Source organism: Bacillus sp. ISL-51, from assembly GCF_018613535.1.
In the GTDB taxonomy this organism is placed as follows: Bacteria; Bacillota; Bacilli; order Bacillales; family Bacillaceae; genus Bacillus.
Genome location: NZ_JAGGQB010000009.1, coordinates 1 through 18064 on the forward strand (window position 1 = coordinate 1; position 18064 = coordinate 18064).

12 protein-coding genes are annotated in these 18064 nt (G+C 43.2%); 1 reads left to right on the plus strand and 11 read right to left on the minus strand.

The window, feature by feature from the left end; all coding sequences use genetic code 11:
* From J7E26_RS13100 to J7E26_RS13150, 11 genes are all read right to left on the minus strand, one after another.
* The coding region (locus J7E26_RS13100) for a DNRLRE domain-containing protein (RefSeq protein WP_214813532.1) at positions 1–6204 on the minus strand (6204 nt) is incomplete at its 3' end.
* Between the two features lie 165 nt (positions 6205–6369).
* Positions 6370–7434 carry a pectate lyase family protein gene (locus J7E26_RS13105; protein ID WP_214813536.1) on the minus strand — a complete coding sequence of 355 codons (1065 nt, stop codon included), beginning with the start codon at positions 7432–7434 and terminating at the stop codon, positions 6370–6372.
* A 157-nt stretch (positions 7435–7591) separates the two neighbouring features.
* Positions 7592–8506: a DMT family transporter gene (locus J7E26_RS13110; protein WP_214813540.1), complete on the minus strand. Its 915-nt coding sequence runs from the start codon at positions 8504–8506 to the stop codon at positions 7592–7594.
* 141 nt (positions 8507–8647) lie between these two features.
* The gene (locus J7E26_RS13115) at positions 8648–9094 is read right to left on the minus strand and encodes a universal stress protein (RefSeq protein ID WP_214800177.1); all 447 of its coding nucleotides are present in this window, start codon (positions 9092–9094) and stop codon (positions 8648–8650) included.
* Between the two features lie 115 nt (positions 9095–9209).
* On the minus strand, positions 9210–10607 hold the full coding sequence (gene bglH / locus J7E26_RS13120; RefSeq protein ID WP_214800178.1) for an aryl-phospho-beta-d-glucosidase: 1398 nt from the start codon (positions 10605–10607) through the stop codon (positions 9210–9212).
* Positions 10608–10624: 17 nt separating this feature from the next.
* Positions 10625–12469, minus strand: a complete 1845-nt coding sequence (locus tag J7E26_RS13125) for a beta-glucoside-specific PTS transporter subunit IIABC (RefSeq protein WP_214800179.1) — start codon at positions 12467–12469, stop codon at positions 10625–10627.
* 595 nt (positions 12470–13064) lie between these two features.
* Complete coding sequence (locus tag J7E26_RS13130) at positions 13065–13382, minus strand: hypothetical protein (RefSeq protein ID WP_214800180.1); 318 nt, start codon at positions 13380–13382, stop codon at positions 13065–13067.
* Positions 13383–13535: 153 nt separating this feature from the next.
* A complete protein-coding gene (locus J7E26_RS13135; protein ID WP_214800181.1) occupies positions 13536–13748 on the minus strand; it encodes a hypothetical protein in 213 nt (70 codons plus the stop codon).
* Positions 13739–14236, minus strand: a complete 498-nt coding sequence (locus J7E26_RS13140; protein ID WP_214800182.1) for a hypothetical protein — start codon at positions 14234–14236, stop codon at positions 13739–13741. The genes J7E26_RS13135 and J7E26_RS13140 overlap by 10 nt, the downstream gene beginning before the upstream one ends.
* A gap of 459 nt (positions 14237–14695) precedes the next feature.
* The gene (locus J7E26_RS13145; RefSeq protein ID WP_214800183.1) at positions 14696–15124 is read right to left on the minus strand and encodes a very short patch repair endonuclease; all 429 of its coding nucleotides are present in this window, start codon (positions 15122–15124) and stop codon (positions 14696–14698) included.
* Between the two features lie 62 nt (positions 15125–15186).
* Positions 15187–16314: a DNA cytosine methyltransferase gene (locus J7E26_RS13150; protein WP_214800184.1), complete on the minus strand. Its 1128-nt coding sequence runs from the start codon at positions 16312–16314 to the stop codon at positions 15187–15189.
* A gap of 77 nt (positions 16315–16391) precedes the next feature.
* Here J7E26_RS13150 and J7E26_RS13155 point away from each other — a divergent pair, with 77 nt between their 5' ends.
* Complete coding sequence (locus J7E26_RS13155) at positions 16392–17498, plus strand: hypothetical protein (RefSeq protein ID WP_214800185.1); 1107 nt, start codon at positions 16392–16394, stop codon at positions 17496–17498.
* Positions 17499–18064: the final 566 nt, after the last annotated feature.

Here is an 18064-nt window from a genome sequence, read left to right on the forward strand (position 1 = left end):
GCCGCTGTCGCCGTACGTGTACGATTTTGTGACGTTGTTGTCTGCGTCTGTTTCATACAGGACATTCAGGCTGTCTCCGTCATAAAAGTAGTTCGTGACGTTTCCGTTGACGGTTTTTTGGATTCTGTTGCCTTTTTCATCGTATTTGTATGTTGCGAATGGCTTGTCTTCGCCTTTTTTCGTCACGGCGGTCAGGTTGTCTTCCGCGTCCCATGTGTACGTGTATTTTCCGTCGGATGTGCGGTTGCCGTTTTTATCGTAGGACAGTTCTTCGTCATTCACCTTCGTCAGCTGGTTCATGATGTTGAAGGAAGCGTTGACTGATTTGCTTGCGCCGTCCTTTGTTGTGGTGACGTTTGTCCGGTTGCCGAAGCCGTCGTACGTGTATTGAATGACGGTGCCGTCTTCATGAGTTTCTTTGACGAGCTGGTTGAGCTTGCCGTATTCGTATTGCACCTTTCCGCCCGCTGAGCTGTCGATGATCGTGCGGTTGCCGTTGGCGTCGTACTCATAGCTTTCTTGGAAGATGCTGCCGCCATTTTTCGCTCCGATATGAAGAGAGCTGACGAGATTCCGCTCATCATACGAGAAGCTCGTGCCGACTTCATTGCCGCTGATGAATGTCTGCACATTTCCGTTTTCATCGTAATCAAATGTATAGGCTGAAGTGCCGTCTTTCATTTCAATCATTTGATCAAGTTTGTTGTACGTAAAGCTGTTTGTTCCTTTTTGGCCGCCGTGGCTCCATGAGAAAGTTTTCAGCTTATCCGAATCAGCCGGATACGTCCAGCTCTGGCTGCCGTCGCGGTCGGTTAATTCGGTCAGGCGGTTTTTGTTGTCAAATGTGCGTTTCTTCGTTGTATTTTGTTCTTTATTGACGACAGACGTTTCATTGCCGTTTTTGTCATACGCAAAGTTGTACTTTTCAGTGCCGTTATATGATTTTGACTTTACCCGGTCTGTTCCGTCATAGGTCAATGAGACTTCATTGCCGTTGGCGGAGACGGTTTTCGTCAGGTTGCTGTTGGCGTCATATTCACTCTTCAGTACATTGCCGAGCGGGTCGGTTGTTTTGACGAGCTTGCCCATGACGTCATATTCATATTGATAGGTCTGGTCTGCGCCGGCCCGTATCGTTTTTGTCAGCTCATGGCCTTCCTTGTCATAGCTGTGAAGGATGGATGTGCCGTTTGACAGGGACAGCTTTGTCAGCTGGTCTGCCTGATCGTATTCGTAGGCGGTTGTTTCGCCTTTCGCGTCGGTTTCAGACGTTTTCTTGCCTGTCTCATCATATGCCGTTGTGCTGGCGTAGCCTAGTTCGTCTTCTTCTTTTGTGACATAGTTTCCTTTTTCGTCATAGGTGCTTTTCGTTAAGATGCTTCCTTCGATTAATCGGATATCATCAAACCATGCCGTTCCTGTCGCGCTTTTTTGGAACAGAATGCTGATGTCGATTTTGCTGATCGGCTTTGTTTTCGGAATGACTGCCGCTGCGCGGTTCCATTCCTGTGTCCCCTGCGGGAATTTGGCGCTGTATACCCCTGTCGTGCCGTCCGCATAAGTGACATTGGCTTGAAGCGAGTAATCATTTTCATTTGTCAATTTGACGCCGTCAGCCTTGGACATCCCTGTCAGCGTGATATATACCGGTTTATCGTCTGCGCTTTGGCCTAATGTGACGGTTTGTTTTGCGGCCGCATTGGCTTGTGATGTATTTGTGCGGGACGCTTTTAATGAGACGTCGTCATCGAAGCCTTCATCCGAATCTGCGGCGGCTCCGCTTGCGCTCCAGCTGTCTGTTTTGGCAGTGAAACTGCTGTTTTGAACCGGGTTATAGCTTGACGATACTTCGCCTTTTTCCAGCTGAACCTGATCAAACCAAGCTTTTCCTTTGCCGTCCTTGTCGTTATGATCCACTTCCATATAGATGACGGCTTTTCCTGCATTGGCCGGTGTTGTAAAGGTGATTTGCCGTTTCGTCCAGTCATTCTTTCCGGCTAATGCGCTGGATTCGTTGTGAATCCATTGAATGCGTTTTTGGTCTTTGTCACGCAGATCAATGTTAAAATAGGCTCTTGCTTTCGTCAGATCTGTTTTGATCTGGCCGCTGAGTGTATATGTTGTATTCGGTTCAAGCTGTACTTCCTGTGTTGCGGACGCATGGCCGTGCTCCGTTCCGGCAGAAGCGGATTGAGATGTAATTTCCAGCGCTTTTTGCCCTGACAGCGCGCCGCTTCTTTCGTTTACCGCCGCGATTTTTCCGCTGTCCCTTGTTGCGGTGAGGTTCCAGCCAAGCTTCGCCCCTTCAAAACTGCCATCTGTCAGTAAGCTCGCTGATGCCGCCAGCTCTTTGCTTGATTGAATGACGTTTCCGTATTTATCATAAACAGCAGCGGACGAGGATTTTCCGCTTTGATCCGTTTCAGAAACGGCATCAAGCCCGTCATAGGCAATATCCGTGACGTTCCCCTCGGTATCCTTCATTTTCGTGACGTCATTGTTTTTGTTGTATTCATACGTTTCGGTGCCGTAGGCGTCTTTTACAGCTGTGACGTTGCCGTCTTTATCATATTGATAGCTTTCTGTCGCTTTGCCTGTACCGGCATCGTTCGGATCGGTGTCCTGAATAACGTTGTTGCCTTCGTATACGGTGTTGGTCGTGATTTTCAACCCTTCGGCGTCATCGATCACCTGAATCGGGTTGCCTGCCTCGTTATAGCCGTACTGCACCTTGCGGCCGTTCGGCTGCGTCATCATCAGCGTTTTTTTGTCAGCATCATAGCTGTAAACGTACGTTTCTTTTTTTGCATTGATGGCTTTTTCAAGGCGGTGGCCGCTGTATTGATATTCAGTGAACAGCGGTTTATCATCTGTGCTGTTTGCGGAATACTGCTTGACGAGGCGTCCTTCGTCATCATAATCATAGCTCGTGACGCTGCCGTCAGTATCTGTCACTTTTTTCAGAAAGTCTTTTTCATATGAATACGAAATCTTTTTGTTTTTCGGCCCTGTAAGAGATGTGACATGGCCGTTTTCATCGTATTCAAAGGTCAGCTTGCGTCCTGATGCGTCTGTTATGGATGTCAGCTGATTTTTGTCATTGTACTGGTATTCGGTCGTATTGTTGTGTCCGTCAACAACCTTTTGAAGCTTGCCGCCTTTTTTGCTGAAATACGCATTCGTTTGGTCCTTTGTTTTTAATACAAATTGATCGCTTGTTTCGGTTAACTCGAGATAAACGCCTGTCGGCGGCTGGTAGGTGCCGTCTGATTTCTTTGTGAATACATGGGTTGTCGCATCTTCATCAATATAGATGGCTCTTCCGTTTTCAGAAAGAATGGACGTTTCCGCATCAGCATACCACCCTTGGCCGAACATATGGTCAGAGCTGTCAAGGCTGTTATAGGTCCGCGACAAGCCAAGCCCCGGTCCGCGTCCGTCGATTGACATGTCTTCTTCATTGACGATGGCATTCCCCGTGGCGCCGTTCAGCTGCCCGTCCGGAATGTCAATGATAGACCAGAAATCTTCCGTTCCGAGAAATTCCGCGCCTTCGTGAAATGTCGGATTAAAAGGTGCGGTCGGAACGGTGTCACCGTTTGCGTCATAAGCGGTAAGTGTAAAGGAATAGTTCTTCTTCCCTTTGTAATTGCCGTTTGCGTTCGCATAAACAGGCGAAGGATCAAGCGCCAGCTCTCCGCCTTTTCCGTCTGTGTGAAGCTGATATTTGCCTGCTTTTATCTCATCGGATGACGGCCAGATGTTTTTGTTTTGGGTCGTCCAATGATCGGTGTCGCCGACATCGAATGATTGATAGTCTTTCCCGTTATAGATATTGATTTTATAGCCTTTGGCGTTTTTGACTTTGTCCCATATGAGATTGACATAGCCTGTTTGGCTTGATTTTGTATTCGTATAGACATAACCCGTCAGGTTTTTCGGCTTTGCGATATCAGGCAGCGCCGGACTTGCTTCAGGTGACGAAATCGCTTCTCCGTCTTTGTTATAGGCAATGACTTTAAACGCGTAGGTTTTCCGGTTGGCATCTCCCCCGGCGTTTTTATAAACGGGACCCGGGTTAATCGGCAATTCCGCACCGTTATTGTCTTTCAGGTGAAGCGCGTATTTTCCGGCGCTGATTTCCGCTTTTGTCGGCCAGATCTTTTGGTCTTTTGTCGACCAGGATGTTTTATTTCCGAGGTCAAGGGTTTCAAAGCCTTTACCGTTGTAGACCTGAATTTTATACCCCGCAGCGCCTGATACGGCTTTCCAGGAAAGATCAAAGTAGCCTGTGGCGTTATTGTTATTAAAGCCTTTTGTGGTTGGTTTCTGAGCTCTGCCCACATTCGGGATGACGGGCTTTGCGGCCGCTGACATTGCGCCTTCTCCTTGGTCAAACACCGCGCTGACCGCGACCCAATAGTTTTTGCTTGCCGGATAGCTGCCTCCGGAATTTTTATACACCGGTGACGGGTCAAGCGCCAATTCGCTTCCGCCTTTGCCGTCTGTATGCAGCTTGAATTTTCCTGAGTCGATTTCCGCTTTTGCGGGCCAGATGTTTTTCCCCTTTGTGCTCCAAGAGGTCACATTGCCGACAGAAATGGCTTGATATTCTTTTCCGTTATAAAGCCAGACTTTATAGCTTTTGGCGCCTTCGGCTTTTTTCCAGCTGATATTGAAAAATCCGCTCGAATCACCGTTGTGATACGCTTTGACAGACGGTGTGTCCGCCTTCGGAATCGTATATGTGACTTCGATGTATGGTTTTTTGTCGGAGTTAGCTGAGGACATCAGCTTTTTCCAATACTCTTTTCCGTTGCCGTTTGCGTGGAGCTTAAAGCCGTAATTCGCTCCGCCGCTGTTCCACGACTTGACTGCGGATGTGACATCGTAGCTTGCCCATTGGCCTTTGTAGACCTCGGCTTTGCCGATGTTTTTGGAGCCCGGTTTGTTTTTCCACGTGACCTTGGCATTGTCGTAATTGCTGTTTACGGTATCAAGCCAAAGCCCGGTCGCTTTTGAACCGTAATATGAATGGGCTGTGTATGCTTTGAGCGTTGCTTTTGTAACCGTCATATTTTTAATCGGCTTTAGATTATCAAACTTCATAAACGCATAGTTTGTTCCCGTTGTGCCATCATAATAGCCCGTTTTCAGCACGTACGCTTTTAATCCGGCGTCCCATTTCTGTGAGGCGGCGGAGTAGTTTGTCGTCGGGTAAGCGCTCATGACAAAGGTATCTGATGACACGGATACAGATGTCGACGGGTCAATAGATACCGGATAGACCCGCTCAGGATCTTTCAGCCATTTTTCATCGGCCATTACGTGGAGCAAGTAGCCCTCGTTGTTTTTCTCAAGTTTGAAGCTGACATCATCTGACCGGCTGACCTCGCCGGACTTCTCGTCTAGATTGGAATCGGTCATAAAGGGCTTCGGCACGTTATAGATGACTTTTTCTTTGTCATCAGAAAACGCGATGGAGCCGTCTTCCTGTTCTTTTGCTTGTAAATCGGTTTTGATTTGAAACGTAAATGAGTTATATCCTTCATATTTGTGAAGGACGAGATCTTCTTTGATATTTTCGTTGAATGTGTAGGTTTGTAAGTCAATGTCAGGAAATACTTGCTGATACGTAAGCTCGTTACTGTTTTCCTTCACTTTTGCTGAGGCATCTGTCGGAGTAATTGCAGCCTGATCGGGGCCTTTTGCGCCAGTTAATGAGTATGCGAGCTTATGATCATCGTGTTCAAATGTAGCGTACAATCCGTTCTTCATTTGTTTCAGAAAATCGGAATGCAACACTGTATTTTCCGTCTCGACTTCCTTTGAACCGGTTTTTAATTCAGGGGAGACTTCTTCCCAGTCCGCATTCGCGGTTTCTTTTGTATGAATGGGCTCTGTGTAGACTTCCTGCTTATACACACCGTCTCCCTCATAGAAAAGCTTTGAATGTTCAGTTCTTTCAGACGTGATTTCACCGTCTTTGTTGATATCTTTCTTATCAAACGGCAGCTGTTCGTCTGATTTTTCCGCCGGAAGATCTTTTTCCGGGTCTGCGGCCGGAACGGCGGCTTTCTCTTGCTTGTCATTTTCACGCGTTTCTGCCGCAAATACATCGGCAGGTGCGATCGAAATTAATAAAGCCGCCGCAAGAGTGCCTGCTAACCAGCTTTTCCACTTGTTCTTTTTTCCCATTTTCATATGTCCTCCTCCTTCTTTTGTAACATAGACTTAATAATAGTAATCTCGCTGAAATCCTTTATCAATATATTTCTAGGTATTTAAGGTTATTTTAAGGATAGGAGGAATATATATACTTTTACTCACACAAAAAAACCGCCGCATATTGGCGGCGGTTTTCTCGTATTACGGATAGCGCAAAGTTGAATTTTGCGCTCCGGCGTAGGATTGGGCGTAATTTTTGGCATCCTGTGATGATAGCGTTCTGTAGCTGTAATTTGTTTTCGGGTTCCAGCTGGTGAGAGGTGATTTTGGCGCTTTCAGAGCCGGGAATGAGCCGATATCGGTAAACTGCGCCGTGCCGTAGTCATCTATCATTCCGCCTTTTTCATTTCCATTGCCAAAATAGTTGGCTTCTGAATAAACGGTTGCGTTTGTATGAATGGTAAAGCCTAAATTGAAATTGGTAATATAATTGTTTTTAGCATGAAAATAGCCGTATCTCATCAGTCCCGGTGAGCGGACATAAACATTATTAAAGCAGTTATTGGTGATCGTCATATGCGGGTATCCGATGTAATTCCGGCCTTCGTTATCATCGTTCGGATATCCGAGAATAACCCCGTAAAGGTGATCCGTGAATTTAGAGTTAGAAAGGGTGACAAAATCCGCTTTTGCTCCGACGTAAAGAAGCTTTCCTAAATCATCGTGGTTATTCGGATTATCGCTGTGCCCTTCAAACCAAACGTGGTCAATCCAGTAATTCTGCCCGTTCGCTATGTACATTGGGATGTCGTTGTTGCCTTTAATGGCGGCATTATGGCTGATGATGAGGTTTTTAAAAATCACGTTGTTAGAGTTTGAGCCCGTTGTTAAGTAAATATTGGTGAGTCTGTGGCTGGTGTAAGAGCCGACGATGGTTTTATTGGCGCCGACTGTCACAACGGCTTTTCCTGAGGAGGAGATGTCACCTGTAATGACGATGGTTTTGCGGTCAGTGCCGCCCGCATTGTTTTTCAAATCATTGAGATTGCTGACGTATACGACGGAACCGCCTTGGCCTCCTGATACGGCAGATTTTGATTTTCCGTTATGATCCTTCGCATTTCCCGCAAAACCGGTAAGCCCCTGCATAACATCCGGATAGCTTGCCGCTGCTTTTGCCTGCTTTGGAGCGGAATATGAGATTGCCAGACAGAGCACAAGCCCGAGGGTAATGCCAAAAACGAGTTGACGCGCCTTTCTTATCATTCAATACAGCCCCTTTAATCTCTCAAATTGTAAACATAAGAAATATTATACAATTACCATCCGTTTTTTCCATGATCTGTTTGTCTTCTTTTCTGTCAGTTGACTAGATAGCTGAAAAGCCCCAAAACACATAGAAAAGGCAGCCATCTTGGCCGCCTTACATATGGGTGCTTTCTGTCTTAACAGATTTTTGTTTCTTTACAAGCGTCAGCGCCATACCCGCAAAAATCATGACAATGCCAAGTGATTGATAGAGATCGGGACGAAAGCCGGTAAACACGGTATCCAGCACAATCGCCACAGCCGGATCGAGAAAAACGATGATTGAAATAAATCGGGTGGACAAAAAACGCAGGCTGTCAAAAAACAGCAAATACACAATCCCGGTATGAATGATCCCGGTAGACACAATCATGATCCAGTTACTGTACGACAAATGGGAAAACGATCCAAAATGGATAAACGGAAGCAAGATGACAATCCCCAGTCCCGTCTGCAAAAAGGTGACGGCATAAGGGCTGAGGCTGTTGATGCCTTTCCCGAGCAATGTCGTAAAGGCGTAAAAAAGCGCGGCCAAAACGGCCCAAATGATTCCCGAGCCCATCAGCTGAGCCAGCGACGTATTCCCGCTGATGCCGGAGATCAGCGCGGTGCCCAGAAAGCAAATCACAATCGAGGCGACAGACATGACACGCAGTTTTTCCCGGTATATGACGCTTCCGAGGAGAAGGACAAGCACCGGGGCCAAATGATAAACAGAAATCGCAATCGTCACAGACGTTTCTTCAAATGATTTGAATAAAAACACCCAATTAAACACGAGAAAAAAACCGCAGGCCAGCGTTTGAAGGACCTCTCTCCGGCTCCACTTTTCGGTACGATACTGCCCCGTTGCAAACCAGCAAATCCCTAAAAATAATGTGGCGCAGAGACACCTGACGAAGACAAGTTCAAACGACGGCACATTTGTGTGTTCTGAGAAAAAACCGATTGATCCGAAAATCACCATGGAGATAACCATCTTGATCACGGCGGTTGATGTTTGTTTAGATTGTACAAGCTTCTGCTGCATACGTATATTCTTCCTCCATATATCATATCGTTAACTGTTTATTCAGATAATGATTTTCAGTCCATTGTACTGGAACTGGGGGAAGAAATCATCCTATTTTTAGCATTTCATAAAAAAAGCCCCGCCGAGGCAGGGCTTTTTTTAATGAACGATCAATACAGGACAAGGAGACAGTTGTGAGACCTTGTGGCTCACGCTTCCGAGCATCATTTCTTTAAATCCGCTGATTCCGCGGCTTCCGACGACAATCAGATTGAAATGCTGTTCTTTCGCTATGTTTAAAATTTGATGCGCAGGCTCACCTTGGACATACAAGCCTTGAGCCTCTACTCCGCTTTCAGCCGCTTTCTGTTTTGCATCTTCCAAAATAGCTGTTCCTTTTTGTTCGACTTCATGCTTGATATCTTCAATGAAGTTTTCAGGAACATATACAATTCCGGTTAAGGCTGAGGTTGAGACAACGGCCTCCCTCCCTGCATAGAGGATGGTGAGTTCAGCCTGCTGTTCTTTTGCTAAATGAATAGCTGCGTCCAGCGCTTTGCTGCTCATTTCTGAGCCGTCAACTGCTGCAAGTATTTTTTTAAACATATGAATCCCGCCTTTCTGCTTTTATTGTCCTCCTCTTTTTTCCGATTGTCAATTTTGTTGGTCTCCCGCAGAACACTAAGAAAAGCCGCCCGTTTAACAGGCGGCCTGTTTCTGTTTACAGACTTTCTCCATTTGTGGAAATGACGTCTTTGTACCAGTGGAAGCTTTTCTTTTTCTTCCGTTCAAAAGTGCCTTTTCCGTCATTGTCCCGATCGACATAGATGTAGCCGTAGCGTTTTTTCATTTCTGCGGTTGATGCGCTGACGAGGTCAATCGGCCCCCATGACGTGTAACCGATTAAGTCGACGCCGTCGGCGATTGCTTCTCTTGCTTCTATTAAATGGTCACGCAGATAATTGATCCGGTAATCATCCTGAATGCTTCCGTCTTCCTCCGGCTGATCCACTGCGCCGAGACCGTTTTCTACGATGAACAGCGGTTTCTGATAACGGTCATACAGCGTGTTCAGGGTGATGCGCAAGCCTTTCGGATCAATCTGCCAGCCCCATTCAGATGATGTCAAATGCGGATTTTTCACGCCGCCGAGAAGATTCCCCTCAGATTGCGCGAGATGCTCTGGGTCTGTGCTTGCGGTCATTGACATGTAGTAGCTGAAGCCGATGTAATCCACCGTATGTTCTTTCAGCAGCGCCTCGTCTCCGTTCTTCATCTCGATCGTAATTCCGTTTTCTTTAAAGAAACGCTTCATATAACCCGGATAGCTTCCTCTCGCCTGCACATCAGAGAAGAAAAGCGTGCTTCGCTCTTTTTGCAGGGCTGCCAGGACATCTTCCGGCTTTGGCGTCATTGGATATGTTGTCGTCGCGGCGATCATGCAGCCGATCTTTGCATCAGGGATGATCTCATGCCCCGCTTTTACCGCCAGCGCGCTTGCCACAAATTGATGGTGCGCCGCTTGGTACATCGTGTTTTGTTTATTTTCTCCTTCTTGGAACACAAGACCGCCGCCTGTGAACGGAGCGTGAAGAACGACATTGATTTCATTAAATGTCATCCAATATTTCACTTTGTCTTGATAGCGGCTGAAAACGGCGCGAGCGTAACGCTCATAGAAATCCACGATTTTACGGTTTCTCCAGCCGCCGTAGTTTTTCACGAGGCCGAGCGGCATTTCATAGTGAGAAATCGTAACGACAGGTTCAATATTGTATTTTTTCAATTCATCAAAGAGACGATCATAAAATTGCAGACCTTCTTCGTTCGGCTCTTCCTCATCGCCGTTCGGAAAAATCCGCGTCCACGCAATAGAGGTGCGGAAGGCTTTAAAGCCCATTTCAGCAAACAGCGCGATATCCTCTTTATAGCGATGATAAAAATCAATTCCGTCATGATATAAATTCAGCGCATCATCTGATTCATGAAACGGAGACATGATGCCGTCAGGAGAGACATCCGCCGTAGAAAGCCCTTTGCCGCCTTGTCTGTATGCTCCTTCAACCTGGTTGGCGGCAACTGCGCCGCCCCATAAAAAACCTTCTGGAAATCTTTTCATGTTTTTTCACCTCTTCTTCAGGATAACGCTAAAAGCGCTTCGGTCGGCTTGACCATGCCGCTTTCCTTCACAGCTGTAAATGAATATTGATCTGTGTTGGTAATGATGACCGGCGTCGTCAGATCGTATCCGGCCGCTTCGATTTGTTCGATATCAAAGGTGATCAGCATATCTCCGGGTGCGACCTTATCGCCCTCTTTTACATGCACGTCAAAATACCGGCCGTCCAGCTGGACTGTATCCAGCCCGATGTGAATCAGCACTTCCGCTCCCCGTTCGCTCGTAATGCCGATGGCGTGCTTTGTTTTAAATACGGTTGTGATCTGCCCCTGCACCGGAGAAACGGCCGAGCCTTCTTCAGGAAGGATCGCAAACCCTTTCCCCATAATTTCACCGGAAAACACGCTGTCGTTCACTTCGCTTAACGCTTTGACTTCTCCTTTAATCGGACTGTGAATGATTTCACCGCCAACCGTCATGTCCGGTTCGTCAGACGCTTTGACGCGTTGATTTTCTTCTGGCTGAACATCTTCAAATCCGATGATAAATGCCGCAATCACACCTGCCGCAAATGAAATGACAAGCCCGATCAGCGCGTAAATAAACGTCGGGCCGATGAAGACCGGAATACTCGGAAGACCGGCGTTTCCGCCGACAATGTAGGAGGCGACGCCCGTAACGCCGTAAAAGGCTCCGCCTGCCGCCCCGCCGATCAAAGCAGCCATAAACGGTTTTTTTAATCTCATGTTCACACCGTACATCGCCGGTTCGGTGATGCCCATTAACGCCGTAATGCTTGTCGTAAATGCCAATGATTTAAATTTTTTGTTTTTCGATTTTACGAAAACCGCAAATGACGCGCCGGCCTGCCCCATATTCGCCAAGAACATCGCAGGAAGAATATAATCATGGCCGTTTTGCGCAATGTTATTGATCATGATCGGCACCAATGCATAATGCATGCCCGTCATAATGATCAGTGAGAATGTACCGGCAAGCAGAATCATCGCAACAATGCCCGCGTGATCGAATAAATAATTCACGCCGACAGACAGATAATCCCCGAGAATCGCGCCTAAAGGACCGACCGTGATTAACGTCGCTGGCACGACAATCACCAGCGTAAGCATCGGAACCACAATCAGCTTAAGAGAAGCCGGAGTGATCCGGTCAATCCATTTCTCCACATAAGACATCATCCAAATCGCCAATAAAATCGGAATGACCGTGGAAGAGTAAGTGGCAGCGGTTACAGGAAGCCCTATAAAGGAGATGCTTTTCCCTGAACCGAGCAATGCCGTCAAATCGGGGTGCAGGATCGCCCCTGCCGCCGCAGCCGCCACGTACGGGTTACTGCCGAATTTTCTCGCCGCACTCACCGCAAGCAGTAAAGGCAGGAAGTAGAACGCCCCGTCGCCGACAACCGTAAGAATACTGTACGTCTGGCTCTTATCCGACATCCAGCCGAATGTCAACGCTAACGCGACAAGCCCTTTAATCAGCCCCGCCCCGGCAATGGCCGGCAGAATCGGCGTAAATACGCCGGAAATCACATCAAAAATGGCACTCAGCACATTTTTCTTCTGCTTTGCAGCTCCGTTTGCGCTTTCATCACTGAGCCTGCTGTTTTCCAAAAGCGCTTGATACACCTTCGGCACATGATTTCCAATAATGATTTGAAATTGCCCGCCGCTGATATTTGTCCCCATGACGCCTTCCGTCTGCTCCAAACCGCTCCGATCGGCTTTCGCATTGTCATACAAGTTAAAACGAAGCCGTGTCATACAGTGGATGACGCTTTGAACATTCTCCTCGCCGCCCACAAGTTGTAATATCTCTTTCGATATTTTATGATAGTCCATGAGTATACCTCCTTAGAAATGGGGGGAACTGCCGGACGAAAGGTGGCCGCCTTTCTCCGGCTTTTTTTATGAAAATACGCATCACCTCCAACAAAAGGGTATAAAAAAAACCTAAACTGCGCAGATCACGGGGGTGCTCCCCTATCTGAACAATTTAGGTTTTGCCTGCTGTTGCAGTAACAATCCTATAGTTGATTGTTATTGGTTTGTAGGTATACTTTAGCACTGGGTTTTTAGAATGTCAACGCTTTCATTTTGAAAATTGTTGTGTTTTTGTGATTCATATACGTATGAGAATGTTTTTTTACATATACGCCATATATCACAATAACTTAAAAAAGAGAACACTTGATTAGTATTTAACTAATCAAGCCTCTAACGGTAAATCTACTCTTTTAATAGATAGTTTTTCTCTTTATAAAAAATCATTAAACACGTTAACTAATTTTTTGTTCTCTTCTTTAACCTTCTTATAGGCTTTGAAATGCCTTGTTTCATCCTGATAAAACGTTTGATTCTTACCTTGTATCTAATTTAACACTTTACAACTTCCAATTATGATAGAACTATTTCATTTTCACCTGAATTGGCAAACTCACAACAAAATTATACCCAATTGATCTGCGAATTTTACCTTTATTTTTTCTTCATCCTTGATATAAATGATCATATTATTGTTTACCTTCTTTAATTGTGTAACATTTTTCAACTTTGAATTAAAAACGATTCGTTCATCATAAGTTAGGCTTAAATCGCATTCCATTTTATATACATCAACTAATAAGATCAATTTAAAACCTTTAGTATCTTTAATAGAATATATTAATTCTCCAGCATCTGGATTATCTGCTATGCTTACTGGATCACTCAAAAACAGCTCTAATAACTCAAGCTCATCATATTTTATAAACAAATTAGGTCACCTTCTAAATATATTCTTATTTTGGAATTACAGTTATAACATCGCCAGAAGCATTCAGCACTACTTGAACATCCTTTGTTGAATGAACGAACGTTCCAGGCTTATTTCCTGGTATTGCTTTATTATTTTTTATAGCGTCCTCTATCACTGAAGGCGGAATATTCCTGGGATCAATATATTTATTGATAAAATTTTATATTCTATTGTCTGTGGTCTAAACCCAATTTCTTTTGCCTTTTTTGTTGCCCTGCTAAATAACTCTGCCCTCACTTCAGGCCTGTTCGGCGCCATTCTCTCCAGAGCATGTTGGGAGTAACGTCTATTATTTACAACTCCTCCGTTTTTCCCTAAATCCAACCGTTCTCTCCAAATTGAGAAATTCCATCATTTTTCTTAAATATCTTTTTAGCTTCCCCTGTAACACCCTTCTCCGCCAGCCGCTTCACCGTATGCTTTGCCAAATTTCTCACAAGTCCGGCCGGATAAATCCACTCCAATACCTCATAAGGTGTCCCGGCAAAATAGGTATCAAGCTCCTTCGCTCCGCCGATCTTGTTATCTGGAATCCGTGAGACGATTTCGAGTTTCTTTTTGCCGCCTGTGCGGAATTCTCTTACGATTTGGCCGTTTTCATAGACATGGTATTTGCCGCCGATGTAGTCGATACTGGCGGTGTCACTTGTGGTTTCGTCGATGACTTCAATGGTATCAATGGCTCTTAAGCCTTTATGATTATATAGTTTATCATGGATGATGCGGATGTCTCCATCAACCCTCGGATGAGCGGCGGCTTCTTTTTGGAGGACGGTCAGGGTGCTTCCGCTGGCAGCCAATATCTTGTTCAATCTGATCGTTTTGAGCGTTTTTCTTCAACTCCCCGCCAGTCTGATGATGATGTTTGTTCAGCTTTTCAAGCATCACTGTCATCGGAGACTGTTCCGAAGAAGGGAGCTGCGTTTTCAGCATGCTGAATGTATCGTTCAGTTTTTCTTCCTCAAGCGATTCAATAACTGTATCTCTTCTATTCCAGTATTACATTATTACCTTTTGGTAAAAGCAGTGATAAAGTGGAAGCATTGATATAAAAAAAAAAGAGAATATGATGATTAACCACAAAGGCTTCCAAGAGGAAATTAACAACAGCAAAAACCTTATCCATCACAACATCACATTCAGCCTGTCACTCCAAAAGAATATACTGAAGTTTTGAAATGGATATTCCTGTTTCAGATAATTTGGCTTAAACTGCTTGGAAATCATCAGACTCATGAAATGATTTAAATTATATTATGGCTTTTTATAATCTAGTTTTTATATTTCCTTTTCACATGTAAAATCCATTCTTCCAGCACTATCATCGTTTCGTTAAAGTTTTTAGGATTTAACTCATGTTCCCAAATACGATATATATTCCACCCTATTTTATTATAGTATTCATTAACTTCAGCATCTCTTTTTATGTTTTTATTGATTTTATTAGCCCAAAAATCCACATTTGATTTTGGAGTCCTTCCATGCAAAGAACACCCGTGCCAAAAACAAGAATCTATAAAAATTACGATTTTATACTTTTTTATAGAGATATCCGGCTTTCCTTTTAAATCTTTCACATTTTTTCTAAACCTTATCCCTTTCTTCCAAATTTCTTTACATACTCTCTGTTCAATCTTTGTATTTTTTGATTTTACAGCTCTCATAACATTGCTTCTTTTTTCTTTTGTTATATTATCCATCTCTCTCCCTCCTTCTTAAGAATATTATTACCTTTTATGAAAAACAAAAAACCACCTATTTATTAATAGGTGGTTACTCTAGATCTCGATATACTTCCGATATATTCTTCTTCCATTAAAGTATAGTAAGCTGCTCTGGCGATATGCCACCCCATAACTGGAGGTACCGCATTTCCAATCATTTTATATGCGCTTGAAGCAGATACTATAAAATTAAAATCATCAGGAAAAGATTGAAGCCTTGCGCATTCTCGTATAGACAATCTTCTCCATCCCTCCATATCATTCTCATCTTCTATATTATGTGTTCTATAGTGAGCTTCTATGTTGCCATGATGCTCTGCTCTTATCGTTCCAGCAGGTTTATCAGCAGCAATCCTGTTATTTCCCTGCATCTTTTTCCCAGGATAAAATTTTGCCTTCGAATAATCCTTAGATGTATGATTTAGAATATAGGGATCATCTATTTTACTCCATAAGTCATCTATTGCTTCCTTGGCGGTTACCCACGCTCTTCTCAATAATCCCTCTTCACTATGCGATGGTTCTGGATAAAATATATTCGAGGAAATATCCTTTCTGACCCCAAAAATAATAACCCTTTTCCTTGTTTGTGGGACACCATAATCAGCCGCATTTAACACCTTATATTGGACATTGTAACCTGCTTTTTCGAAGTCTTGTAAAATAGTATCTAAAGCAGTGGAGTCAACATTAGCATGAGCTTTATTTGTTCGAATGCCATCTACGTTTTCCGCTACAAACATTTTAGCGTCACAATGCTTTATCACTCTAATCATGTGCTCATAAAGTCTTCCACGCTCACTGGTTAACCCCTTTCTTTTCCCCGCAAGGCTAAAGTCTTGACACGGGAAACCGCCAATAACTACATCTGCTTTAGGAATTATATTTAAATCAATATCTGCAATGCTTTCTTCTATACCTATATGTCCGAAATTATGTTCATAAACTTTCATAGCAGCGGAAAAGATATCATTAGAAAAAACAATTTCAAAGGGGTTTTCCTCATATTTCTCTCCCATGAAATGAAATCCACCTGTAAAGCCGAGATCCATTCCTCCACACCCACTGAAGAGTGACACAACTTTAATCTTTCCTTTATCTCTTAATGTAAGTGCTTTAGTATTCACTTCAAGAGGGCTTTTTTTATAAAAAGTATTTGCTGACATATAAGCCACCTCCATTTATTAATATAGTATAATTAGTCTTGAAAAGCCACCAGTTTTATTTTCAAGGGGGATTAAACGTGATGGAACGGCTATTAACACTATTAAAAGCCAGAATTGAAACCGATAATTGCATATTCAAAGATGTAAATTCAGGAGAAACTTTTGAAAATTACGTATTTAAACTGATTAAAGAATTACCAGCAGAACTAAAAATTAAAAGTATAAAGCATAACGGAGTTCATTCTTTTCCCGATTTTAGAATTGAATTTGACGACGGCACCTTATTCGGCTTAGAAATTAAATTTTCCAGTTCAGGTAATTGGTACTCAAAAGGAAACAGCGTATTTGAAACTCATTCAAACAAGGAGGAAGAGGATAATTTATCGTATAAAGAAATATATATCCTATTCGGCAGAAAACCTAAGGCTAAAGAATGTATTTCTAATTGTGAGGTGAAATTCTCAACTTATAGCGCTAGTATTAAAAAAATAGAGGTCACTCATTCACCTAGGTTTGCAATCAATATGAATGAATCACATACCGACCTTTTTACAGCCCTTAATTCTGCAGATACATATTTAAAATTCAGAGTTAAAAGCGTCTCAGAAAAAAATGAATTTATAAAAGATTATTTCAATAAATTCACCAAAGATGATCCTCAGGATAAATGGTATATAACCAAAGGAGAAGAAATACAATTAAAACCTGTTAACTTTAAAAAATTAAATAGGCTAGAAAAATCTAAAATTTTAGCTGAATCCTTTATACTGTACCCTCATGACTTATTCCAGAGGATTGCTGATTATTCTGAAGTCGGAGCGAATATGATCACAAGACATTTTGTATATAGCACCTCCTTAAGGGATAGTTTTTCAGCTGGAGGAAAAATAAAAATTTTACCTAATGACCCAATTGAATATCCCAAAATACTAAATACTTTTATTAAACATCAAAATCTCATAAAACAGATATTGAATAACCCAGAAGAAGATTTAGAGGAACTTTGCTTCAATACATGGAAATCAGCATTTAGAGAATCAATTGATATAAAAATTGATAAAACAACAAGCTTAGAGGAAAATTTTAAAAATATTATCTTAAACTTAAAGCCGACTATGGAGATAAAAGAACAAAATAAAAAAATAAAAAAAGTCATCGATCTCTCCTTGTTTCTGACTTTTTGATCTCAAAACAGAGAAGTGTAGATAAACTAACAACATTATAGAACAAATGTTCTTATTTTTCAATATGTGTAATGAACTTATAACTAAAGAGAGTTACCGAGAAAAGAAGGTAACTCTCTTTTAAACTTTAAAAATAAACTTTTTTATTCAATTTTAAAGACACGCATTCAATTAAATCGGACAGTCTCACCTAATGTTTCTAAATTTAACAGCGTCAGGCTCTTCTTCCTCCTCATGCCCGAACTTCTTTATTTCAATCAAACCATTAATTTATGGAGCAATTTGTTTTTGTTTCGGACTGACCAATGACATGTAAAAAGGAACACGGCAAAAAAAACACAGATAAAGATTTAGGGAATTTTAAGGGCGTTCTCTCATGTCCTCCATCCTTCTTGTTATTTTATAAGTCTTTACCTTGCAAAATTAGTTGAAAACTGTCAGCTTCTCCGTTTTCAGGGGATACCTGATTTATTTAGAATTGAGTTTTTTATTTTATCTCGTTTTTTTTTGATCTTCAGAGTGATGGTATGCCACACCATCCACCGCAATCACTCCGAGTGGCTCAT